Raw genomic sequence first — 21,737 nt, forward strand, 5'->3', positions numbered from 1 at the left:
CTGACGGTAGGTTTAGGAGTCGAGAGCTGCCCGAAGCTTCAAGACTGCGCTATCAGGCGTAGTCAGAACGTTCAATGTCGTGACATTCCTCGACCCGGCAGCGGCGCTGACCATTGAGAACTGTGCAAAGCAGACCAGATCCTGATCTGTTATTTCGCTCACAAGGTTGCAAATCATTGAGTCGTGGAGATCTGGCTGACCTGACCGTAGGACGTCAAAAGCTTTCGGACATGTGAAGCTTGTCAGCTGCAGTGGACGATTGGCTTCGCTGGCTGCTTGCTCAAACTCGTCAGCCATCGAGTCAATAGCTGGAGGGAAAGTAGCCACAATGGCGATTCGTGAGGCTTGGGAGATGGCCTCGTCAATCATGGCTTCGTTGGGCTTGAGCACCGGGATTGAAAGCTCTGCCTTGCATAAGTCAATTGCCTCGCCAAAGGCCGAACAGGTGAACAGAATGCCATCTGCCCCCGCCTCGACGGCATATCGGGCTAACGCAAGAAACCTCTGTTTCAAAGCTTCCGTCAGGGCTCCTGCGGCGGCCAAATCTCTGGACAATGAATCCTCCAGAAGATTTGCCAATATCGCTTCCGGCCACAGTCGAGCAAAAGCTTGGCTGATGGGCTCGATGGAAACTGGAGTCGCGTGGATCAGGAAAATCCGTTTGGCGGTCATTGGTAAATTTCTCTAATCGTTCTTGTGAGGGCAACTTCATCGCAATGAGGTGTCTTAGGCGGAGAAGCATGGGTATGGTATTTTGGTAATACGGAATGCAATCTCTATTGCACCCAGAAACGTACTGTTCAGGCGCAATGACTCAAATGAAGCCTATGATAAAAAAGGATCTTGCCGAGCAACTGGCGCCCAAGATTATTGATATGGCGCGCGCTCGATCCATGCGTGCAGGTGACCCACTGCGCGAGGAGGCTTTTGCCAAGGAACTCGGAGTCTCCCGATCGCCAGTACGTCGCGGCTTTGCTCTGCTTGAAGAGCTGGGTCTTGCCACGAAGGAGCCGAACCGGGGCTATTTCCTTACCCGCGATGCTCGGGCAATCGACACCGGCAATCTGCCTCTTGAAGTTGATCCTTTCGAAGACTTTTATCTTCGGGTGGTGGACGATGTGCTGCGCGGCGACGTGCCAACAACTTTTTTCGAAGCTGAGCTCATCCGCCGTTACGAGGTGCCTCGTGGTCAGCTCATCAAGGTTCTGAACCGACTGGCAAATGAAGCCATGATCGAACGCAAACCTGGGCAAGGCTGGGAGATCAATAACTTCCTCCACGACTCTAAAGCCCATATCCAGAGCTATCGGTTTCGGATGGCAATCGAACCAGCTGCCATTCTTGAGCCTGGATACCAAGTCGATAAGGCTGCGTTTGCTAAAGCACGCCAAACCCAACAAGAGATGCTTGATGGCGATATTTTCAAGCTTTCCCGATCTCAGCTTTTCCAGATCGGCGCTCAGTTGCACGAGTTGATCGTGCGCTGCTCGGGCAACGCTTTTTTTCTTGAGGCCATCAAACGTCAGAATCAGTTGCGACGCTTTATGGCTTACAAAGCCAACGTCGACAGACCTCGGCTGATCAATCAGTGCAAAGAGCACATTCATCTGCTCGATCTCATTGAATCTGGGCGCCGCGATGAGGCCGCTGATTTTCTGCGCAACCACCTGGACATCGTTGGCCGTCTTAAAACGGACAAGGAAGCGAAAGATGAGTTGGAACGGCAGAAAATCATAGAGGCCTCGGTAGCTGATTAGGCGGCTGACAAAGGTTCGTTGAGAATCACCACGCCGTCGTCGTCCCCGTAAAGCCGATCGCCATGGACGATGGTCTGCCCTGCGAACATAAGTGGTTCGCCAACCTGCCCTTCTGAGCGCTTGACCGATTTGCGGGGCGACGCTCCAAGGGCCTTAATCGCGATGGGTAATTTTTCAAGCACCGCACGATCCCTCACATACCCGTAAATCAGCACCCCTGCCCAACCGTTTCTCACCAGATCCTGCGCGATCACGTCACCGAACAAAGCGCAGCGATCGCTACCGCCACCGTCGACCACCAGAATTTTCCCTTGCCCAGGCTCAGCGCTGAGCTCCTTGATGCGAGAGTTGTCTTCAAAGCATTTGACGGTCACAGCTTCTCCAGTGAAATCCTTCCTCCCGCCAAAATCCTGAAATATCGGCGCAAGCACTCGCGCCCTCTCTTCGTAGTCATCACACAGGTCTGTCGTTTTAAGGGACATAAACACTCCGGGGCCGGTAGAAAGCAATTTATGAAAACAAAGGTTGCACAAACTGGCTATTGATGCAATAAAATGCAATCTGTCAGGGCGGCAATTTGGCGACTAGGTACCGAGAAAGCGATCGAGTCGCCAGACGGTCATGGCCAGGTAAGCGTCTTGACGATATTGTATTTCGTGCAAACGAGGTACATAAATTCTCTGGCAACCCCTACGGCCTGCCTCAGCTTCGAATAAAAAAGTTAGGAGAGTGTGATGCGTATTCTTGTTCTTCCCTGCGACGGTATCGGCCCTGAAATCGTTGGATCTTCGATGTCAGTCCTTCACGCAGTAAACAAAAAGTTCAGCCTGGGCCTGACGTTTGACTACGACGACGTCGGCTTCAAGAGCCTCGAAAAGTACGGCACGACCCTGCGCGACGAGATCCTCGACAAGGCCAAGACATACGACGGCATTATTCTGGGCACCCAATCTCACGCTGATTACCCGGTTCCTGAGAAAGGCGGCCGCAACGTCTCTGCAGGTTTCCGTATCGGTCTTGACCTGTATGCAAACGTGCGCCCGGCACGCACTCGCCCTTTCCTGACTTCGAACATGAAGGAAGGCAAGACCATGGATCTGGTGATCATGCGTGAGGCCACTGAAGGCTTTTACCCAGACCGCAACATGAGCCGTGGTTGGGGCGAAGTCATGCCTACTCCGGACATGGCGTTGTCGACTCGCAAAATCACCCGCCATTGCAGCGAACGTATCGCGCGTCGCGCCTTCGAGCTGGCAATGAAACGCGGCAAGAAAGTTACCGCTATCCACAAAGCCAATAGCTTCCATATGACCGACGGCCTGTTCTTGGAAGCAGTGCGACATGTCGCCAAAGACTTCCCGGAAGTTAAGCTCGACGATCTGCTGGTCGATGCTTCCACCGCGCACTTGGTACGCAGCCCAGAACGCTTCGACGTACTGGTAGCTACTAACTTCTACGGCGACATCATCAGTGACTTGGCAAGCGAATTGTCCGGCAGCCTCGGCCTGGCGGGCTCGATGATGGCCAGCGACGTTCACTGCTGCGCTCAGGCTCAACACGGTTCTGCCCCAGACATCGCGGGTAAAGACATTGCCAACCCTGTGTCGATGATCCTTTCCGTAGCCATGCTGCTGCAGTGGATGGGCGAGCAACGCAACAATGCTGATCTGCAAGCCGCTGCTGTAGAAATGGATCGCGCGATTGACGTCGTATTGGAAAGTCCAGAAAAACGCACGCCAGACCTGGGGGGCAAGCTGGGCACCAAAGCCTTTGGTGAAGAAGTGGCCAAGGTCATCCTGGGCTAAGTATTAGAGGGGTTACGCGTCCTGCGTAGCCCCTTTCTGCTGCATCAAGTTTTTCATACCAACAAGAATTCAACGTTCAACCATCGCCAGCACTGAATGCAATGGTTAGAGCGGGGAGGATTAGCAGTGACTCAATTGTTACTGGGCTGCATCGCCGACGATTTTACTGGAGGCACCGATCTCGCCAGCACATTGGTGAAGGGTGGAATGCGCACACTGCAGGTTATCGGGATACCCAAAGAACCCATACCGGATGACATCGATGCCGTCGTGGTCGCGCTTAAGACAAGAACACTGCCCGCTGACAAAGCGGTTCAGGAATCCCTAAACGCGCTGGAGTGGCTGAAGGAAATCGGCTGCCGTCAGTACTTTTTCAAGTACTGCTCGACGTTCGACTCCACCCCCAAAGGCAACATTGGCCCTGTAGCCGATGCCATGATGGCGTCCCTGGGAGTCGATTTCGCTATCGCCTGCCCTGCCTTCCCCGAGAACAAGCGCACCGTTTACCAAGGACATCTCTTCGTTGGCGACATACTGCTCAGCGAATCGGGCATGCGGAATCATCCGCTCACCCCAATGACCGATTCAAATCTAGTGCGAGTGCTCCAACAGCAAACCCCCAAGAAAGTTGGCTTGGTACCTCATCGCGCAGTGACCAAAGGCAATGGTTTTCTCAAGAAGACCATGGCTCAAATCCAAGAGTCGGGATGCTCATATGCAATCGTCGATGCGGTGACTGACGATGATCTACGGGCAATTTCTATAGTTATCCAGGATCACCTGCTAGTAACGGGTGGTTCAGGAATAGCGCTAGGCTTGCCTGAGAACTTCGGTCGCAAAGGCCTGCTTGTGGGCAGCGATGCGGCATCCGAATTGCCTCCGGTAGGCGGTCTGAGTGCTGTGCTTTCCGGCAGTTGCTCGATTGCCACTAATGCTCAGGTCGAGCACTGGCAGTCCACTCGCCCAAGCTTCCAATTAGATCCGCTCGCGCTATCCAAGGGTGAGGATCAAGTGACGCAGGCATTGGCGTGGGCGAAGACGCTCATCGGAAATGAACCTGTTCTGATTTACGGCAGTGCAAAACCCGAAATAGTGAGGGCTGCGCAAGAACTCCTAGGCGTAGAGGCAGCAGGACAGATTGTCGAAGATGCGCTTTCTCGCATTGCAGTTGGTCTGGTAGACCTTGGGGTAAGAAAGCTGGTGGTCGCAGGCGGTGAAACGTCTGGCGCGGTCGTGAAGGCCCTCGACGTCGAGGCGCTGCGTATTGGGTCGCCAATCGATCCCGGTGTCCCTTGGACTGTAGGTCTTAGAGATGTGCCGATCGCCTTGGCATTAAAGTCAGGAAATTTCGGGACAGTCGATTTCTTCGAGAAAGCTCTGGAGCTTGTGCAATGAGCGAAACCAAGCTGCGCGAAGAGATTGTGCTGCTCGGCAAGTCTATGTACGACCGTGGGCTTACTCACGGTGGTACCGGAAACATCAGCGCTCGAGTAGACGATGGCTGGCTTCTGACACCGACAGGATCTTCATTGGGCAGGCTCGACCCTGCCCGACTGTCAAAGCTGGACTGGAGTGGTCGTCACATCAGCGGCGACAAACCGTCCAAGGAAGCACTATTGCACTTGGCGATGTACGAAGAGCGCCCTTCCAGTGGTGCCGTGGTGCATCTACATTCGACCCATTCGGTAGCAGTGTCTGTGCTGGATGGCCTTGACCCGGATGATTTGCTTCCTGCAATCACTGCCTACTATGCGATGCGCGTCGGCAAACTCCCGCTCGTTCCGTACTACGCTCCAGGCGACCCGGCATTGGCTGAAGCGGTACGTTCGTTCTCGGGCAAGCACCACGCAATGCTGTTGGCGCACCATGGCCCTGTCGTCGCTGGCTCTGACTTAAGTGCGGCAGTGGATGCCACTGAAGAACTCGAAGCGACAGCGCAGCTGTTCCTGCTGATTTTTCAACACAAATTTAAGACGCTGACGCCCGAACAGATTGCTGATCTGCACCGGCGGTATCCACAGCGCTAAGCGAGCCAAGACATGCGCCACGACCTGCTGAGCCTTGAAATCTTCATGGCCGTCGCCGAGCAGAGGAATCTGACCAAGGCCGCCCAGCGCTGCCACTTGGCGACCTCTGCCGTGAGCAAACGCATCAGTGAGCTGGAAGTCAAAGTGGGCGCAAGTTTGTTTATTAGATACCCACGCGGTATGGAGCTGACACCGGCAGGTCAGTCGCTGAGGCATTACACCGTTCAGCTCATGGAAACGCTGGAGCGGATGGATTCGGAACTTGGCGAATACGGCTCAGGCACCAAGGGCCATATTCGTTTGCATGCGATTACTTCGGCACTTGCCCAGCAGTTAACCGTAGATGTCGGGCGGTTTCTGGTCAGCTATCCAGAAATCAAATTCGATATCGAAGAGCGAGTCGGTGCGGCCATCGTCAGAGCCGTGGCCGACGGACGCGCTGATTTAGGCATTATTGCAGAGCAGACGCCTGCCATGGGCCTGGAGCTGATCCCTTACCGTACCGATGAGTTGGTGGTCGCGGTCTCTGAACACCATCCACTAGCGGCCGCATCGGGCGTTCGCTTCGAGCAGGCATTAACCTACGAATTCATCGGGCCTCACCAGGAAAGCTCGGTTCACAATCTTCTGACCGAGCAAGCCAAGAAACTCGGCGCGTCCGTTCGCCAGAGAATTCGCGTGACCAGCTTTGAATGTATGTGCCAGATGGCTTCAGCCAACCTCGGGATCTGCATCCTGCCACGTGAAGTGCTAAAGCGTTATCTGAAGCCGTTACACCTACAGGCTATTGCCCTCGAAGAGCCTTGGGCTCACCGGCAACTGAACATAGTCTCTCGAAGCTTTGAGGCTCTTGCCCCAACGGCCAAAGCCTTCGTAGGCCATCTGACGGCTTAATGTTCGTGAGTGAAGAACGCTACCTTCGTTAAGGATCAATTTTCGCAGTGACATGCGTTGGTTACGATCAACTTATCAAACGGTGCCGACACCACCTTGACTCACGAACGGATCAGCAGGCCCTATGATTTCAGCCATCGAACCTCGGTTTCTCAACCATCTGAACGTAGGTGAGAGCCAATACGCCTTTGTTGACCTCAAACGCGTTGTGTCTCCAGAAACGCTCATAACCCTGCCCTACTCCCTGCGGATATTGCTGGAGAATGTGGCGCGGTGCTCACCTGAATCGCTGCCGGACTTTCTGGAATGCCTGGGAACCCAACGCGCCGACTGTGAGGTGCCGTTCTTTCCGAATCGACTGATGTTTCATGACACCACGTGCCTGCCGGCACTTGCTGACTTCGCCGGAATGCGTGACATGGTGACCGAGATGGGGGGCGATTCGGCGACGATGAATCCGATGATCCCTGCCGTGTTGACTATCGACCATTCCGTCATCGTGGAAAGCTACGCGGAATCAGACTCGGTAGAGCGCAATCTGGACATTGATTACCGCCGCAACTCCGAGCGCTATCGCTTCATCAAGTGGGCGCAGGAAAGCCTGGATAATTTCAAAGTAGTGCCACCGGGTACCGGCATTATTCACCAGGTCAACATGGAGTCTTTGGGCAAAGTGGTGTGGGAAAGCCGCACCGCTGATGGCGAACCCTTGCTGCACCCCGACGACATGGTTGCAACTGACAGCCATACGCCGATGATCAATGCCATCGGGATCCTGGGTTGGGGTGTCGGCGGCTTGGAAGGCCAGGCCGCCATGCTCGGCGAACCGGTACCGATCAGTTTTCCGGAAGTCATAGGGATCCGCTTAACGAACAAGCTGCGGCCTGGAATTACCGCAACAGACTTGGCATTGCGTATTACTCAAATACTGCGCGCCCGTGGCGTTGTCGGTAAATTCATTGAGTTCTGTGGCCCGGGGCTCTCGGGGTTGAGCTGGGCAGCTCGCGGTACGCTTTCGAACATGGCCCCCGAATACGGAGCCACAGTGGTGTTCTTCCCGTTCGATGACACGACCATGCAGTACATGCGGTTGACTGGACGAGACGATGACACTTTGGCAAAAATTGATGTCTATCTCGGCGTGCAATCGTTGTGGCGGCATGACGGTGACCCGGAGCCTCGGTTCACGGAAGTGATCGACCTGGATCTGGACGCCATCGAGCTGAGCGTTGCCGGCCCCCATCAGCCCCACCAGTGGCGCAAGCTGGCCGATGCCGCTCAGTCGTTTCGTCACGACATCATGGGCGAAGGTGCCAACCTCATTGCGACAACGGCCCAAAATGACACCGTTTATTTTGAGCCCTCGTTCGGGGAGCCGGTAACCCATGGGATGATCTCGATCGCCGCCATCACGAGTTGCACCAACACCGCCAACCCAAGCCAGATGATTCAGGCGGGGCTGTTCGCGCGCAATGCACGGGCGCGCGGACTGCAGCGCAAGCCATGGGTGAAAACCTCCCTGTCACCGGGATCGCAGGTAGTCGCCGATTACCTGGCGAAAGCAGACCTGATGGAGGACTTCTCCGCATTGGGGTTCGATCTCGCCGGCTTCGGCTGCATGACCTGCATCGGTAACTCCGGCAAGCTCGAGCCGCACATGGAGGCATTCGCCGATAACGGCCTCAAGACCGTGGTCGTGTTGTCCGGCAATCGCAACTTCGAAGGCCGGGTCAATCCGAAGGTACAGATCGGCTACCTTGCCTCGCCTGCTTTGGTCGTGGCCTACGCCCTAGCTGGCACTATCGACACCGACATCCAGGGCGAGCCGCTGGGGCAGGACGCGCAAGGCAACGATGTATTCCTGCACGAGCTAATGCCCCACGAAGATGAAGTCAGTGCCTTGGTCGCACGCACTGTACTGCCGGAACTCTTTCGCAAACGCAACGCAACGCTGTGGGACGGCACCCATCACTGGCAACAACTATCGGCGGTGGGGAGCGTGCAATTTCCTTGGGATCCGGCATCGACGTATTTGCGGAGGCCGGTTTACCTGCAAGGGGTCACTCCCCTCCCCTCTGACTCCCTGTCGATCCAGGGTGCTCGGCCCTTGATGGTGCTGGGCGATAATGTGACCACTGACCATATCTCCCCGGCCAGTGCGATCCCCAGCGAAAGCCAGGCCGGCCAGTGGCTGCTGGAGCGCGGCGAAGCCATTGATGACCTGAACCAGTATTCGACCCGACGCAGCAACCACGAAGTGATGATGCGCGGGGCATTCGTAAATCGGGCCGTGAAAAATCGGCTGCTCTCAGAGCAACCTGCCGAAGGCGGATGGGCTACCAGCGCCTCTGGCGAAGTTAAGCGTGTCTACGATGCAGCGCTCACCTACGTCGCGAAGAAAATACCGCTTCTGATCTTCGCCGGTTTTAACTACGGCGCAGGCTCAAGCCGCGATTGGGCTGCCAAAGCCCAGGCGACGCTCGGTGTCAAAGCGGTCGTCGCCCGCAGCTTCGAGCGTATCCACCGTAGCAACCTGATCGGTATGGGCGTGTTTCCCATCGAATTTCACACCGGCCAAACCGCCTCTGATCTGAAGCTCGACGGAACGGAACACTTTGATCTTCAAGGGCTGGACGCGTTGACGGTCGGGGTCAATATCATCCGCTTGATTATCACTCGGAACGGCGAGCAACGATCTTTCGAGCTGGTTCTGAAAATCGATTCCAGACAGGAAATCCTCTACCTGCGCCAAGGCGGCATCCTTCCTTACGTCGTGAGAAAGGTCGTCGCCAGTACAAAAGCAACTGCAACAAGTCCGCAACCATGAACTACAACGCAAGCTAAGGACTGGCCATGTATGCATACGTAGGGTCTCGCACCACGCGAGAGAGAAATGCTCGCGGTGACGGTATCACCGTTTATAAGCTTGATCCGGTTTCAGGCACACTGGCTCATGTGCAACTTGTGGAAGGCCTCACCAATCCATCCTTCCTCGCCTTGAATAAGGATCAGGACAGGCTTTATTGCGTCCATGGCGATCGTCAGGAGGCCAGCTCATTCGAGGTTAACCAAGACGGTACGCTGACCCTCTTGAATACTGTCGCCACCGGCGGGCTTAATCCAGTGCATCTTGCGATTGCCCCCAACAATCGTTTTTTGGTCATCAGCAATCATTCAGGCGGCTCGCTTGCAGTCGTTGAAATCCTGTCCGATGGAACGCTTGGCGATCTGCTGCAATGCTCAATGATGGAAGGCCCAATCGGCCCTCACCGCGTAGAGCAGAATGGGCCGAAACCGCACTTCAATCCGTTTGATCCGAGCGGCCGCTTCGTCATTGTTCCTGACAAGGGGCTGGACAGGATCTTCAGCTTTGAATTCGATAAGTTCACTGGCGGTTTCAAGCCATCTGCCGTACCTCACGTTGTCACGCGAGAGGGCGCCGGCCCCCGGCATGTTGCGTTCCACACTTCGCTATCACGTATGTATGCGATCAATGAGCTGGACTCGACTGCAACCACCTACGACTTCAACACGATGACGGGAGAGCTGAGTGCTTTGCAGGTAGTTTCTTCGTTGCCCGAGTGCTTCGTGGGTACCAGTCGAGCGGCCGAAATCGAGGTGGACAAAACAGGACGGTTTCTCTACGCGTCCAATCGCGGCTACGACAGCATCGCGCTGTTCACCATTAATCAACAAAGCGGGCTGCTTACGTTTATCGAGGCGTTTCCATCAGGCGGCAGGACACCTCGCTTTTTCGCTCTTAGCCCCTCGGGTGCGTTTTTGTACGCGGCCAATGAAGACACCGACACGCTGATCACTTTCATAGTTGATTCGCAGACAGGTCGACTGACGCAGACCGATCAAATCTTGAGGGTGGGCAGCCCGGTGTGCATGGTTTTCGCTGACCGACACGAATTCCGGGTATGAAGGCCTTTTTTCAAGGACTTCGTTCTTGGTGGGGCACTCCCCTCGTTGGCATAGCCGGCGCTATGGCAGCCACTTGGCTGCATTGGCCTTTGCCATGGATTATTGGCTCAATGCTCGGGGTCATTCTGGTGCGGTGCATTGGTTGGCGCATCAGCGAGATCCCCAAGGGACGAATATCCGGCCAATGGATGATCGCCACATCAATTGGGCTGCATTTCACCCCGATGGTGCTGCACGAGATCCTCCAGCGATTCCCGATGATGTTGTTTGTGGCGTTCCTTACGTTAGGCATCGCGCTAATCGGTATTGGCTTTATGCATCGGCGAGGCATGGATCTAACCACCGCATACTTCGCTTTCATGCCGGCCAACTTTTCAGAAATGATCCAACTGGGCATTCGTCATAAAGCTGACGTGAGCAAGATTGCTGCAGCTCACAGCGTCAGGCTAGTGCTCATCGTGCTGTGCGTCCCGCCGACCATGTTCTACCTGGCCCATGTAGCACCAAATGCCACGTTCGCGAGACTCCCTGCCGATTGGCGCTGGCTAGCACCCATGCTGCTCGCAGGCGCGTTGGTTGCAATGGGATGGAAACGAGTGGGATGGCCGAATCCATGGATGTTCGGGCCGATGGCTCTTTGTGCGTTTTGCACAGCGTTTTTCGACCTTCAGATGGCACTGCCGGTAGAGCTGAGCCATTACGGGCAATTGATGATTGGCTGCGCCCTGGGCGTGCACTTTGATCGCCAATTCTTCAGGTCAGCCCCGACCTATCTGCTGAAGGTAGCTGCGTTTACGCTATCAATGATTGGCACCACAGTCCTCGTGGCATGGCCGTTGAGCCACGTCATTGATCTACCGACTTACACCTTAGCGCTGGGAATGATGCCCGGCAGCAGTACGGAGATGTACCTCACGGCAGATGCGCTGCACCTGGCCGTTGGGCTTGTCACCGCGATGCAGATCATGAGGTTGGTTGTGGTGATGCTGTGTGCGGAGCCCATTCACAATCGTTGGGTGAAACGACAGACAGCTCGCCAAAAAGCGAAGATAGAGTGAAGCTTTCTACTTTAAGGCGCAGTCGCCAAGCTTAGGACATTTAAGCGTTCTCAGTCGAAACCTGACCTTCGACACGTAACCGAAGAATCGGCGACTTGTGAGCAAACGAACCGCTCAGGTGGCGCTTCATCAAATGCGCTGCCTCAAGGTTATTGCCCTGCTCCACCAGCTCGATCATCTGAATATGCTCGGCGCACTGTTTGAAGAGCCGCTTGCGGTCGATCATTGACCGGTACTCAAGCAGGCGTCGCATATTGTTCATCTGCTTGAGGATCATCAGATACAGAGGGTTGCCGGAGAGCTTTATAAACTCCTCATGGAATCGAATGCCGTTCCGGAGCAACACGTCTGCGGGCAATGTCTCAATACCGCCATCCAGCATGTCCTGCTGCTCTTTCTTCAAGCGGCGCAGGATCTCCATATCATGCTGATAGGTGGGTTCAAGAAGCGCAGCAGGCTCAATCAGAGACCTCACCTTGTAAATCTGCTCCAGCGTTTCAGGTGTCTTCGCGACATCTAGAAAGCGCCAGCCGTAGCCAGGCTTGGGTTCGACCCAACCGACCTTGGCAGCACGGTTGAGAACGTCGATCACCTGGACTTTGGTGAGGTTGTAGCGGTTACGCAAGAATTGCTCAGTGACTTCTTGTGGGATCTGGTTGTTCAGCCAGTCTTCAGAGAGCCGGTAATACTCCTCCGGTTCTTCCAGTGACCGCACTTCGTCATTAGGTGCTTCGGTCTCATGAGCCCTTTCCAGGACAAAAAAACCCCGGTTAGCGAACTGTTCCAGATACCCATCATTCGCGAGACTCAGCAAAGCTTCCCGTGCGGGCGACCGAGAAACCTTGAATTCATCTGCCACTTTTTGAGCGCTCATGTGCGCGCCCACTTCAAGTTCTCGAACCTGAATTTTCTGACGGATCTCTGCAACGATTCTTTGGACTAATGTGCTTGAAGCCATTCTTGACTCACTAACTTGTTAAATACCTGGATTGGGGAGCGTTCGCCAGCTCGGCCAATGCAGCCGAAGTATACGGCCAGCGAACGATTCCCGGAGCCTTTTCAAATCTGGAAATGCCTGACCATCGTATTGAGCTCTGATGCCAGATTTGCCAATGATTGTGATGCAGCAGTCGTTTGGTGTGAGCCCTCAGAAGACTGGATTGATAGCTCACGAATGTTAAGAAGGTTCCGATCCACGGAGCGAGCGACATGCGCTTGTTCCTCGGCTGCAGTAGTGATCACCAGATTTCGATCATTGATTTCGTCATTGGCCGCTACGATTTCAGCCAGCGCAGTTTTTGCCAGCTCAGCAAGCTCCAGCGTCTGATGAGTCATGTCACTGCTATTCTGCATAGTGCTGACGGCATCGGCCGTACCCGTCTGGATACTGCCGATCATCTCTTCAATTTCGCGAGTGGATTGAGCGGTACGATGGGCCAATGCTCGAACTTCGTCAGCAACCACTGCAAACCCCCTGCCTGCCTCGCCAGCTCGTGCAGCCTCAATCGCGGCATTGAGAGCCAAAAGATTGGTCTGCTCCGCGATCGTACGGATCACATCAAGCACCTTGCCAATTCCTTGAGCCTGATCGGCCAAACCGCCCACTTGCTTCGAGCTGACTTCAACTCCGCGTGTGAGCGCCTGGATAGCGGAAACCGCTTCCATCATTCGCTGTTGACCACGCATAGCAGTTGCTCGGGACTCTTGAGACAGGTCAGAGGTCGAAGAGGCGTTCCGAGCCACCTCCTCAATCGCCGTAGTCATCTCTGTTACGGCAGTGGCGGCTTGCTCGATCTCACCATGCTGTTGTTGCAGATCTCGACTTCCTTCAGCTGTAACGGCATTTAGCTCTTCAGCCGCAGATGCCAGCTGTGTAGAGGATCCGGTGATCTGCTTCAACGTGGTGAGTAAGCTTTGCTGCATGGCGGCTAGAGCAGTCAGCAGTCGGCTCGCCTCATCGTTACCTCGAGGCTTGATCGGTTGGGTGAGATCGCCTTTAGCGATGGTCTCAGCTACCCGGACGGACTCCATGATCGGCAACGTTATGCTTCGAGTCAGCAGCCATGCCACCAGAATTGTTCCTACCCCGACCAGCAGGATCACTAAGCTAATGCCTTCAACCGCCTCTGCGTAGGCGCTCTCTGAGTGACTGCCGGCAGTCTCAGCTCCGGAGTTGGCCCGGTCGATCAAGTCATCAAAATTCTTGGTCATCTGATCGTAGGATTCGCGAATGGTCATGAGAAATGCACGGGCGCTTGCTTTGTCACCTTGCCGTGAAAGCCTGAGCAGCTCCAGATGGTTTCTGGCGTAAGCCTCAAGGCTGAGATTGAAAGCCTCCAGTCGGCGCTTATCATCGTCGGTATTGAGCAAGCCTGCGTAGATCGACATCTGCTCCCGAACGCTTTTCAAACGTCCGGCAGTCTTGTCTTCATAGGACTGCATCTCATCATCGGTCGTGGACAAGATGTGTTGCATCGATCCCATTCGATAGCGATTGAGCGACGCGTTTGAGGCCCCAAGCGCTCGCACTCGCTGCATCCAGTTATCTTGAATATCCGCCGCCTGTGCCTGTACGTCTCGGATCTGTTTCAGTGCGAACAAACCTAAAAACACACTCAGCAAAGCGATGGCCGCAAACCCGATGAAAGCGCGCGGTGCAATTCCAATCTGGCGCATTAGCATGAGAAAAATCTCGCATCTGATCGGGAAGAAAAAAACCAAATGACGGGAGCGCGCGGCACCCGAAGCCCTGAGCCTGGTCGCTTTCCAAGACAGTTTTGATCAGCTTTCATTGTTCACTTACCAAGTTTGGAGATAGGTGCTTATGGCGATAAACGCCGCGCTTTTTTGTTTTGAATCCATAACCTTCCGACATCACGCTTAATCAGCAGCCATTCCGGCTCTGACTACTCGGGCTCAAACCTTAGCTGCCAGCCCTCTAGCCCGTTATGAGCACAACCCGCCGCCACCCGACCAAAATAATATTGCACTTTGGTACGTCAATGTGCGAGTCTTTTTCAATCGATACAACCTTGGTTCGGCCAGAAGCCGAGTTACTTTAGCTCATTAAGTCTTCTGAATGCTGAGCCAAAAGCCCTCTCCAACCTAATATTGTTGCATCGAACAGTGCATTTTGAACCGCCTACCGAATCCGCCTAATTTGGCTATTCGTGCGTTAAAGTTGATTCCCCATCATTACCAAAAAAATTCCTCAAGGAACCCGTAATGCAGAGAAGAACCAAGATCGTTGCCACCCTCGGCCCTGCGACTGAGACCAGAGAGGCCATCGAAGGGCTGATCAAGGCCGGTGTTGACGTAGTACGTCTGAACTTTTCTCACGGGAGTGCCGAGGATCACATCGCTCGAGCTAATCTGGTGCGGGAATTGGCTGCAAAAAATGGTCGGTTCGTAGCTGTCCTGGCTGACCTGCAAGGGCCCAAGATTCGTATCGCACGCTTTGCTGAAGGCAAGGTGGTCATTCAAAAAGGTCATCACTTCACCCTCGATGCATCCTTGGACAAAAATGCAGGTGACCACCATCGAGTGGGTATCGACTATGAAGCGCTGATCACTGACAGCCGTCCCGACGACATTCTGTTGCTGGACGATGGCCGGATCGAACTCAAAGTGCTGACGGTCGACAAGACTCAGCTCCTCTGCGAAGTCATGGTGGGCGGCCCTCTTTCCAACAACAAAGGCATCAACCGCAAAGGTGGCGGCCTGTCCGCATCTGCGCTGACGGATAAAGATCGTGTCGACATCAAGACTGCCGCCACGATGAAGGTCGACTACCTAGCCGTTTCTTTCCCTCGTGACGCTGCGGATATTCATCTCGCACGCCAATTGCTCCACGAAGCGGGCGGCGAAGCAGGTTTGGTGGCCAAGATTGAGCGCGCAGAGACAGTAAATGACGTCAGCATTCTGGACGCCATCATTGAAGCCTCCGAAGCGGTGATGGTCGCTCGTGGCGACCTGGGCGTAGAGATCGGGGATGCCGAGCTCGTAGCTGTTCAGAAACTGATTATTGATCGTGCCCGCGCGTTGAATCGTGTCGTTATCACCGCGACCCAGATGATGGAAACGATGATCACCCAATCGATGCCGACTCGCGCCGAAGTTTTCGACGTCGCGAACGCTGTGCTCGACGGCACTGACGCGGTCATGTTGTCTGCCGAGACTGCAGCCGGCGCCTATCCCATCGAGACTGTCGACGCGATGCACCGAGTCATCATGGGCGCAGAAAAACACCCCTTGGCGCACCGATCCAAGCATCGAGTCGATGAAGTTTTTCATAAGATCGACGAGTCAGTTGCGATGTCAGCGATGTATGCGGCGAATCACCTGCACGGCGTCAAGGCGATTATCTGCATGACTGAGAGCGGCGACACACCTCGACTAATGTCGCGCATTCGCTCGCACCTCCCGATCTTCGCGTTTTCAAGAAATCCCCGTACCCAGAACCGCGTGACCATGTTTCGTGGCGTAACCACGATTCCTTTCGACTCCGATGACTATCCCAATGAGGAAGTGAATCATCGCGCCGTCGATGAGCTGGTTCGTCGGGGGGTCGTGTCCGACGGCGACCACGTCTTGATCACTAAAGGTGATTACGCCAACGCTCAAGGCGGTACCAACTCATTGCGAGTTGTACGTGTCGGCGAAGCGATTCGCTAAGAGGAATGACAATGCAGAGTCAAAGAAACGGTGACGCAGACACAGCGCATGCCTGGCCGCGAGACTTTGACTTCCGGGCTCAATATGCCGAGCAACAAGAGCTGCTGGCCAATGACTCCTCCCCAACGGTTGATATCGCCGCAAAGCTGGATATCCCATTGCAAGGTAATCACCAAAATGACTAACAAAAGCCTGATCGTAAATATTGTTGCACATGAAATTCTGGACTCTCGCGGCAACCCGACCGTCGAGGCAGTAGTGACTTTGGCAGGCGGCATAGAGGCCACGGCAAGTGTGCCTTCCGGAGCATCCACGGGTTCGCGCGAGGCGTTGGAGTTGCGCGACGGTGGATCCCGCTACAAGGGTAAGGGCGTTCTTAAAGCAGTCGCCAACGTGAACACCGCCATACGTGACGAAGTCGTCGGCATGGATGCGCTCAATCAGCGCGCAGTCGACGCCGCAATGATCGAACTCGACGGTACCGAAAGCAAAAGTCACTTGGGTGCAAATGCTGTTCTTGCTGTATCGCTCGCGACAGCCAAAGCCGCTGCTGCCTACAAATCCATTCCTCTCTACCAGCACCTCGCAGCACTGTATGGCCAAGCGGGACGTTTCAGCATGCCGGTGCCGATGATGAACATCATCAACGGTGGCGAGCACGCTGATAACAATGTCGACATCCAGGAGTTCATGATCCAGCCGGTAGGCGCGCCCTCCTTTAAAGAGGCTCTGCGGATCGGAGCTGAGGTCTTTCACACGCTTAAGCAAGTATTGACTGAGCGCGGACTCAGCACCGCCGTAGGTGATGAAGGTGGCTTTGCTCCGTCACTGAGTTCGAACGAAGAGGCGCTGGTCGTCATCAAGGAAGCAGTGGAACGCGCGGGTTACGAACTGGGCAAAGACATCACCATGGCCCTGGATTGCGCAGCCTCTGAGTTCTACAAAGACGGCAAGTACGTGCTCTCCGGCGAGGGCAAGTCTTTCGACTCGTTAGGCTTCGCTGATTACCTCGCATCGCTGTGTGACAAATACCCGATCATCTCGATTGAAGATGGTATGGACGAGGGCGACTGGGCCGGTTGGGCTGCGCTCACCAAAAAACTCGGTTCACGGGTACAGCTCGTTGGTGACGATCTGTTTGTCACCAACACCAAAATTTTGAAAGAAGGCATCGATAACAAGATTGCCAACTCGATCCTGATCAAGTTCAACCAGATCGGCAGCCTCAGTGAAACCCTGGATGCTATTCGCATGGCGCAGGATGCCGGTTATACCGCAGTTATCTCCCACCGCTCGGGTGAAACTGAAGACACAACCATCGCCGATCTAGCGGTTGCAACCTGCGCGGGCCAAATCAAGACTGGTTCTCTGTGCCGCTCTGACCGAGTCGGCAAGTACAACCGCCTGCTTCGCATTGAAACAGCCCTTCAAGGTGCTGCTCCCTACAACGCCGCGCCATTGCTTAAGCGCAACGTCTAAGAGGAAGCCCCATGAAGCCGAACCTTGTTATTGGCAACTGGAAGATGAATGGCGACCAGCGTGCCAACGAGGCGCTCCTCAATGACGTCATCGCCGGCGTTAACCCCGATGAAAACCTTGAGGTTGCGATCTGCCCGCCGTATCCATACCTCGCGTCAGTCGCAGCGCAACTTCGGGGAAGCAACATCGCAATTGGCGCTCAGAACCTCAGCACGGCTACTCACGGCGCCTTCACGGGAGAGGTCAGCGCTTCCATGCTCAGCGACATCGGTTGTCGCTATATCCTTGTCGGCCACTCTGAGCGTCGAGCCCTGTTTGGCGAAACCGACGAGGTGGTTGCTCAGAAGTTTGCGGCGGCGATCGACCAGGGATTGATCCCAGTTCTGTGCGTGGGTGAAACACTGGCTGAACGCCGTGCGGGAATTACCAACAGCGTCGTGACCACCCAACTAACCGCTGTCATCAAGCATGCGGGCATCTTGAAACTGACACGCGGCGTGATTGCCTATGAGCCTGTTTGGGCGATCGGCACCGGAGAAACTGCTACGCCGGAACAAGCCCAGGACGTACATCGCCATATCCGGGGCGTGTTCAGCGCTTTCAACGAGCAGACGGCGGGCGACGTTCAGATTCTATACGGCGGCAGTGTGAAGGCAGACAACGCACAAGTCCTTTTCTCACAGCCAGACATTGACGGTGGACTGATAGGAGGCGCGTCACTGGACGCGTCGGCATTCCTCTCCATCTGTGATGCAGCTAGAACAACTCCAAGAGGTACAGCATGAACACCGCAGGTCTTCTCGACAATTTATTCCCGGCTGCCGCCGATATCCCAGAACAATACCGGCTCGGCGAAAAAATCGAGCAGCGTGAATATTTGGTCAATGGCGTCCTGCAGACATGGGATGGGCCGCTGGCCAGCGTTCGCAGCCCAGTGTTCATGAGTACATCTACCGGCGACGAGCCTGTTGAACTTGGCAGCACGCCACAACTCGATGCCGAGACGGCGCTCGTTGCCCTAGATGCTGCTGTGAAAGCGTACGACAACGGGCACGGTGCATGGCCACTGATGCGCGTTGCCGAGCGTATTCAACACGTCGAGGCTTTCCTGCAGCGGATGCGTCTTCAGCGCGAGGCAGTGGTGAAGCTGTTGATGTGGGAGATCGGTAAAAACCTCAAGGATTCCGAAAAGGAATTCGACCGCACCTGTGACTACATCGTCGACACCATCAATGCCTTGAAGCAACTGGATCGACGTTCGAGTCGATTCGAGCTTGAGCAGGACACACTCGGTCAAATCCGTCGTGTGCCAATGGGCGTGACGCTCTGCATGGGGCCGTATAACTATCCGCTCAACGAAACGTTCACTACGCTGATTCCAGCGTTGATCATGGGCAACACTGTCGTCTTCAAGCCTGCCAAGTTTGGCGTATTGCTCATTCGCCCGCTGCTGGAAGCATTTCGCGACAGCTTTCCTGCCGGTGTAATCAACGTCATTTATGGCAGCGGACGCGAAACTGTCAGCGCGCTAATGGCAAGCGGCAAGGTCGATATCTTCGCGTTCATTGGCACCAACAAAGGCGCCAGTGCACTCAAGAAACTGCACCCTAAGCCTCATCGCTTGCGCGCAGTACTGGGCCTGGATGCAAAGAACCCTGGCATTGTGCTGCCGGAGGTGGATCTGGATAACGCAGTTAGCGAAGCTGTGACGGGATCCCTGTCATTCAACGGCCAGCGTTGTACCGCACTGAAAATCCTGTTCGTCCATGAAGATGTCGTTGACGCATTCGTTGAAAAATTCAACAGCAAAGTGGCTGCGCTCAAGCCAGGAATGCCATGGGAAGCAGGCGTATCCCTGACTCCTCTGCCAGAGCCCGGCAAAACAGACTTTCTGAGCGGCCTTGTCGCAGACGCTGTTGCTAAAGGCGCCAAGGTCGTCAATGAAGGTGGCGGAACCACACGTGAGTCCTTCTTCTATCCGGCTGTGCTCTACCCCGTCTCTTCAGATATGCGCGTTTACCAAGAGGAGCAATTCGGGCCAGTCGTACCTATCGTTCCGTATCGCGATTTGGAGACCGTGATTGACTACGTGCTCGACTCTGACTTCGGCCAACAGCTGAGCATTTTCGGCACTGACTCCGCCCAAGTGGGTCGTTTGATCGATGCCTTCGCCAATCAGGTTGGCCGCATCAACCTGAACGCTCAGTGCCAACGCGGGCCAGACTCCTTCCCCTTCAATGGCCGCAAAAACTCAGCCGAAGGCACCCTATCGGTCGACGACGCACTGCGCGTATTTTCGATTCGCACCTTGGTTGCCACCAAGTTTCAGGAGGGCAACAAGGCGCTCATCAGCGAGATTATCCGCAACCGGGAATCGAGCTTTCTGACCACCGATTACATTTTCTGAGTGGCTGACCGATGAGTGCTCGCACACTGATTATTCTGGATGGGGTGGGGTTGCGTGACGCGACGGACTCCAACGCTTTCGCGGCAGCCAAGACTCCTGTATTTGACGCTCTGCTCATGCTGTACCCGAACGCAAAGATTTCAACATCCGGTATGGCTGTAGGCCTGCCCGAGGGTCAAATGGGAAACTCTGAAGTCGGGCACATGAACCTAGGCGCAGGCCGGGTGGTGTACCAAAGCTTCACGAGGATCAACAAAGCGATAGCTGACGGCGACTTCGCGAACAACGAAGCGCTCAATGTATTGCTGGAGGGCGTTCAAGCTCGACAGGGCGCCGTTCACCTGATGGGTCTGCTGTCACCAGGGGGTGTGCACAGCCATGTCGATCAGATCATCGCAACGTGCAAGATTCTGGTCGAAAAAGGCGTAGAGCGATTCTTCATCCACGCCTTTCTGGATGGACGAGACACTCCTCCTCGAAGTGCATCGGAATCCATTCAGGCGCTTGAACGGGAGTTAGCAGCGCTGGGTGCTGGCAGAATCGCGACGCTGGTTGGCCGCTACTATGCGATGGACAGAGACAACCGTTGGCAGCGAGTCGAGACCGCCTACAATCTTGTCAGCGGTGGGGTCGCGGATTATTACAGCCCTTCAGCTGCCCATGCTCTAGAAGCCGCCTACGAACGTGACGAGTCCGACGAGTTCGTCAAAGCGACTGTCATTGGCGATTCAGTGCAAATGGAACCGGCCGACGGCGTGCTGTTCCTGAACTTTCGCCCTGACAGGGCGAGGGAGTTAAGCCAGGCACTCATCAGTACCTCCTTTGATCATTTCCCTCGCGCTGTAACGGTTCCCAAAGATCAGTTTCTAACGTTGACGCGATACTCCCAAGATCTTGGAAGCCTATGTGCGTTTGCTCCGGAGTCCATCGACAACAGCATTGGTGAGTATCTCGGCAAGCTTGGGAAGACCCAGTTGCGCATAGCTGAAACCGAAAAATATGCGCACGTCACCTTCTTCTTTAACGGTGGCCGTGAACAACCTTTCCCCGGCGAAGAACGAATTCTGATCCCATCTCCCAATGTCGCGTCCTATGACGAACAACCAGAAATGAGCGCCGTTGAACTCACCGATCGCTTGGTTGATGCGATTAAAGGCGGCATGTTCGACCTGATCGTTTGTAATTACGCGAACGGCGACATGGTGGGTCACACCGGCGACTTCAATGCTGCTGTCTTGGCAGTGCAGACGCTGGACGGATGCTTGCAACGGATTGTGCAGGCAACCCTTGAAAGTGGCGGCGAATGTTTAATCACCGCAGACCACGGAAACGTCGAGCAAATGCTCGATCCTGAATCCGGCCAAGCGCATACCGCACACACGCTCAACCCCGTTCCGCTCATCTATGTCAGTGATCGCGCGCAAGACTGTCAGCTGCGTGACGGAAGCCTGTGCGACATCGCGCCGACACTGTTGCACCTCATGAACATACCTGTTCCTGCAGAGATGGAGGGCCAATCTCTGCTTATCGACTGATTGACCTGTTGGCGTCATCAGGACATTGCCAGGCAGGCGATATTATTGGTCTTTATCCCTGTCTTCGATGTTGATTTCACGGTCGTTTGCTCCTCAGAGCGTTGGGCATCTGCGCATGCAGTTGCCCCTTTTTTTCTTACAACCCGGCGAGACTTTCCCTCGTTTTTCTAACGC

Annotated in this window: 18 protein-coding genes and 1 pseudogene; 14 read left to right on the forward strand and 5 right to left on the reverse strand. The window is 55.0% G+C overall.

Annotated features, from left to right (window positions below; genetic code table 11):
* Positions 1-12 precede the first annotated feature (12 nt).
* A complete protein-coding gene (locus ACWKWM_RS05850) occupies positions 13-672 on the reverse strand; it encodes an aspartate/glutamate racemase family protein (protein WP_483845221.1) in 660 nt (219 codons plus the stop codon).
* Positions 673-827: 155 nt separating this feature from the next.
* Here ACWKWM_RS05850 and ACWKWM_RS05855 point away from each other — a divergent pair, with 155 nt between their 5' ends.
* Positions 828-1,757, forward strand: coding sequence for a GntR family transcriptional regulator (locus tag ACWKWM_RS05855; protein WP_483845367.1), 930 nt, complete (start codon positions 828-830; stop codon positions 1,755-1,757).
* Here ACWKWM_RS05855 and rraA read toward each other — a convergent pair.
* Complete coding sequence (gene rraA, locus ACWKWM_RS05860) at positions 1,754-2,239, reverse strand: ribonuclease E activity regulator RraA (RefSeq protein WP_483845222.1); 486 nt, start codon at positions 2,237-2,239, stop codon at positions 1,754-1,756. The two genes, ACWKWM_RS05855 and rraA, sit on opposite strands and share 4 nt — an antisense overlap.
* 252 nt (positions 2,240-2,491) lie before the next feature.
* Here rraA and ACWKWM_RS05865 point away from each other — a divergent pair, with 252 nt between their 5' ends.
* The 7 genes from ACWKWM_RS05865 (at position 2,492) to ACWKWM_RS05895 (ending at position 11,468) form a co-directional block, all read left to right on the forward strand.
* Entirely contained in the window at positions 2,492-3,562 is a 1,071-nt protein-coding gene (locus ACWKWM_RS05865) for an isocitrate/isopropylmalate dehydrogenase family protein (protein WP_483845223.1), read from the forward strand.
* 96 nt (positions 3,563-3,658) lie between these two features.
* Positions 3,659-4,957, forward strand: a complete 1,299-nt coding sequence (otnK, locus tag ACWKWM_RS05870) for a 3-oxo-tetronate kinase (RefSeq protein WP_483845224.1) — start codon at positions 3,659-3,661, stop codon at positions 4,955-4,957.
* Positions 4,954-5,589 carry a 3-oxo-tetronate 4-phosphate decarboxylase gene (gene otnC / locus ACWKWM_RS05875; RefSeq protein WP_483845225.1) on the forward strand — a complete coding sequence of 212 codons (636 nt, stop codon included), beginning with the start codon at positions 4,954-4,956 and terminating at the stop codon, positions 5,587-5,589. Before otnK ends, otnC begins: the two co-directional genes overlap by 4 nt.
* 12 nt (positions 5,590-5,601) lie before the next feature.
* Complete coding sequence (locus ACWKWM_RS05880) at positions 5,602-6,483, forward strand: LysR family transcriptional regulator (protein WP_483845226.1); 882 nt, start codon at positions 5,602-5,604, stop codon at positions 6,481-6,483.
* Positions 6,484-6,607: 124 nt separating this feature from the next.
* On the forward strand, positions 6,608-9,310 hold the full coding sequence (gene acnA / locus ACWKWM_RS05885) for an aconitate hydratase AcnA (protein ID WP_483845227.1): 2,703 nt from the start codon (positions 6,608-6,610) through the stop codon (positions 9,308-9,310).
* 26 nt (positions 9,311-9,336) lie between these two features.
* Positions 9,337-10,410, forward strand: coding sequence for a lactonase family protein (locus ACWKWM_RS05890; RefSeq protein ID WP_483845228.1), 1,074 nt, complete (start codon positions 9,337-9,339; stop codon positions 10,408-10,410).
* The gene (locus ACWKWM_RS05895) at positions 10,407-11,468 is read left to right on the forward strand and encodes an AbrB family transcriptional regulator (RefSeq protein WP_483845229.1); all 1,062 of its coding nucleotides are present in this window, start codon (positions 10,407-10,409) and stop codon (positions 11,466-11,468) included. The genes ACWKWM_RS05890 and ACWKWM_RS05895 overlap by 4 nt, the downstream gene beginning before the upstream one ends.
* 40 nt (positions 11,469-11,508) lie before the next feature.
* Here the strand turns inward: ACWKWM_RS05895 and ACWKWM_RS05900 are convergent, their stop codons facing one another.
* From ACWKWM_RS05900 to ACWKWM_RS05910, 3 genes and pseudogenes are all read right to left on the reverse strand, one after another.
* Positions 11,509-12,426: a GntR family transcriptional regulator gene (locus ACWKWM_RS05900; RefSeq protein ID WP_483845230.1), complete on the reverse strand. Its 918-nt coding sequence runs from the start codon at positions 12,424-12,426 to the stop codon at positions 11,509-11,511.
* Positions 12,427-12,527: 101 nt separating this feature from the next.
* Positions 12,528-13,391 carry a methyl-accepting chemotaxis protein gene (locus tag ACWKWM_RS05905; protein ID WP_483845368.1) on the reverse strand — a complete coding sequence of 288 codons (864 nt, stop codon included), beginning with the start codon at positions 13,389-13,391 and terminating at the stop codon, positions 12,528-12,530.
* A pseudogene (locus ACWKWM_RS05910) lies at positions 13,386-14,150 on the reverse strand (MCP four helix bundle domain-containing protein); the annotation flags it as partial. The pseudogene ACWKWM_RS05910 and the gene ACWKWM_RS05905, both read right to left, overlap by 6 nt.
* Positions 14,151-14,693: 543 nt before the next feature.
* Between ACWKWM_RS05910 and pyk the strand changes: the two are divergent.
* From pyk to gpmI, 6 genes are read left to right on the forward strand one after another with little or no spacing between them, the layout of a single operon-like run.
* Positions 14,694-16,142 (forward strand): pyruvate kinase, encoded by a 1,449-nt coding sequence (gene pyk, locus ACWKWM_RS05915; RefSeq protein WP_483845231.1) that lies wholly within the window; start codon positions 14,694-14,696, stop codon positions 16,140-16,142.
* A gap of 11 nt (positions 16,143-16,153) precedes the next feature.
* The gene (locus ACWKWM_RS05920; RefSeq protein WP_483845232.1) at positions 16,154-16,327 is read left to right on the forward strand and encodes a hypothetical protein; all 174 of its coding nucleotides are present in this window, start codon (positions 16,154-16,156) and stop codon (positions 16,325-16,327) included.
* Positions 16,320-17,621, forward strand: coding sequence for a phosphopyruvate hydratase (eno, locus tag ACWKWM_RS05925; protein ID WP_483845233.1), 1,302 nt, complete (start codon positions 16,320-16,322; stop codon positions 17,619-17,621). Before ACWKWM_RS05920 ends, eno begins: the two co-directional genes overlap by 8 nt.
* Positions 17,622-17,632: 11 nt before the next feature.
* Complete coding sequence (tpiA, locus tag ACWKWM_RS05930) at positions 17,633-18,406, forward strand: triose-phosphate isomerase (RefSeq protein ID WP_483845234.1); 774 nt, start codon at positions 17,633-17,635, stop codon at positions 18,404-18,406.
* Positions 18,403-20,028, forward strand: coding sequence for an NADP-dependent glyceraldehyde-3-phosphate dehydrogenase (locus tag ACWKWM_RS05935; RefSeq protein ID WP_483845235.1), 1,626 nt, complete (start codon positions 18,403-18,405; stop codon positions 20,026-20,028). The genes tpiA and ACWKWM_RS05935 overlap by 4 nt, the downstream gene beginning before the upstream one ends.
* Before the next feature lie 11 nt (positions 20,029-20,039).
* Positions 20,040-21,563, forward strand: coding sequence for a 2,3-bisphosphoglycerate-independent phosphoglycerate mutase (gene gpmI, locus ACWKWM_RS05940; RefSeq protein ID WP_483845236.1), 1,524 nt, complete (start codon positions 20,040-20,042; stop codon positions 21,561-21,563).
* Positions 21,564-21,737: the final 174 nt, after the last annotated feature.

The organism is Pseudomonas rosaeacicularis (assembly GCF_057128745.1).

What these genes read in the sequence shown, in the direction of transcription:
- ACWKWM_RS05850 (WP_483845221.1), bottom strand. Translation starts at nt 672, where the DNA reads ATGACCGCCAAACGGATTTTCCTGATCCACGCGACTCCAGTTTCCATC.
- ACWKWM_RS05855 (WP_483845367.1), top strand. Translation starts at nt 828, where the DNA reads ATGATAAAAAAGGATCTTGCCGAGCAACTGGCGCCCAAGATTATTGAT.
- rraA (WP_483845222.1), bottom strand. Translation starts at nt 2,239, where the DNA reads ATGTCCCTTAAAACGACAGACCTGTGTGATGACTACGAAGAGAGGGCG.
- ACWKWM_RS05865 (WP_483845223.1), top strand. Translation starts at nt 2,492, where the DNA reads ATGCGTATTCTTGTTCTTCCCTGCGACGGTATCGGCCCTGAAATCGTT.
- otnK (WP_483845224.1), top strand. Translation starts at nt 3,659, where the DNA reads ATGCAATGGTTAGAGCGGGGAGGATTAGCAGTGACTCAATTGTTACTG.
- otnC (WP_483845225.1), top strand. Translation starts at nt 4,954, where the DNA reads ATGAGCGAAACCAAGCTGCGCGAAGAGATTGTGCTGCTCGGCAAGTCT.
- ACWKWM_RS05880 (WP_483845226.1), top strand. Translation starts at nt 5,602, where the DNA reads ATGCGCCACGACCTGCTGAGCCTTGAAATCTTCATGGCCGTCGCCGAG.
- acnA (WP_483845227.1), top strand. Translation starts at nt 6,608, where the DNA reads ATGATTTCAGCCATCGAACCTCGGTTTCTCAACCATCTGAACGTAGGT.
- ACWKWM_RS05890 (WP_483845228.1), top strand. Translation starts at nt 9,337, where the DNA reads ATGTATGCATACGTAGGGTCTCGCACCACGCGAGAGAGAAATGCTCGC.
- ACWKWM_RS05895 (WP_483845229.1), top strand. Translation starts at nt 10,407, where the DNA reads ATGAAGGCCTTTTTTCAAGGACTTCGTTCTTGGTGGGGCACTCCCCTC.
- ACWKWM_RS05900 (WP_483845230.1), bottom strand. Translation starts at nt 12,426, where the DNA reads ATGGCTTCAAGCACATTAGTCCAAAGAATCGTTGCAGAGATCCGTCAG.
- ACWKWM_RS05905 (WP_483845368.1), bottom strand. Translation starts at nt 13,391, where the DNA reads ATGCAGCAAAGCTTACTCACCACGTTGAAGCAGATCACCGGATCCTCT.
- pyk (WP_483845231.1), top strand. Translation starts at nt 14,694, where the DNA reads ATGCAGAGAAGAACCAAGATCGTTGCCACCCTCGGCCCTGCGACTGAG.
- ACWKWM_RS05920 (WP_483845232.1), top strand. Translation starts at nt 16,154, where the DNA reads ATGCAGAGTCAAAGAAACGGTGACGCAGACACAGCGCATGCCTGGCCG.
- eno (WP_483845233.1), top strand. Translation starts at nt 16,320, where the DNA reads ATGACTAACAAAAGCCTGATCGTAAATATTGTTGCACATGAAATTCTG.
- tpiA (WP_483845234.1), top strand. Translation starts at nt 17,633, where the DNA reads ATGAAGCCGAACCTTGTTATTGGCAACTGGAAGATGAATGGCGACCAG.
- ACWKWM_RS05935 (WP_483845235.1), top strand. Translation starts at nt 18,403, where the DNA reads ATGAACACCGCAGGTCTTCTCGACAATTTATTCCCGGCTGCCGCCGAT.
- gpmI (WP_483845236.1), top strand. Translation starts at nt 20,040, where the DNA reads ATGAGTGCTCGCACACTGATTATTCTGGATGGGGTGGGGTTGCGTGAC.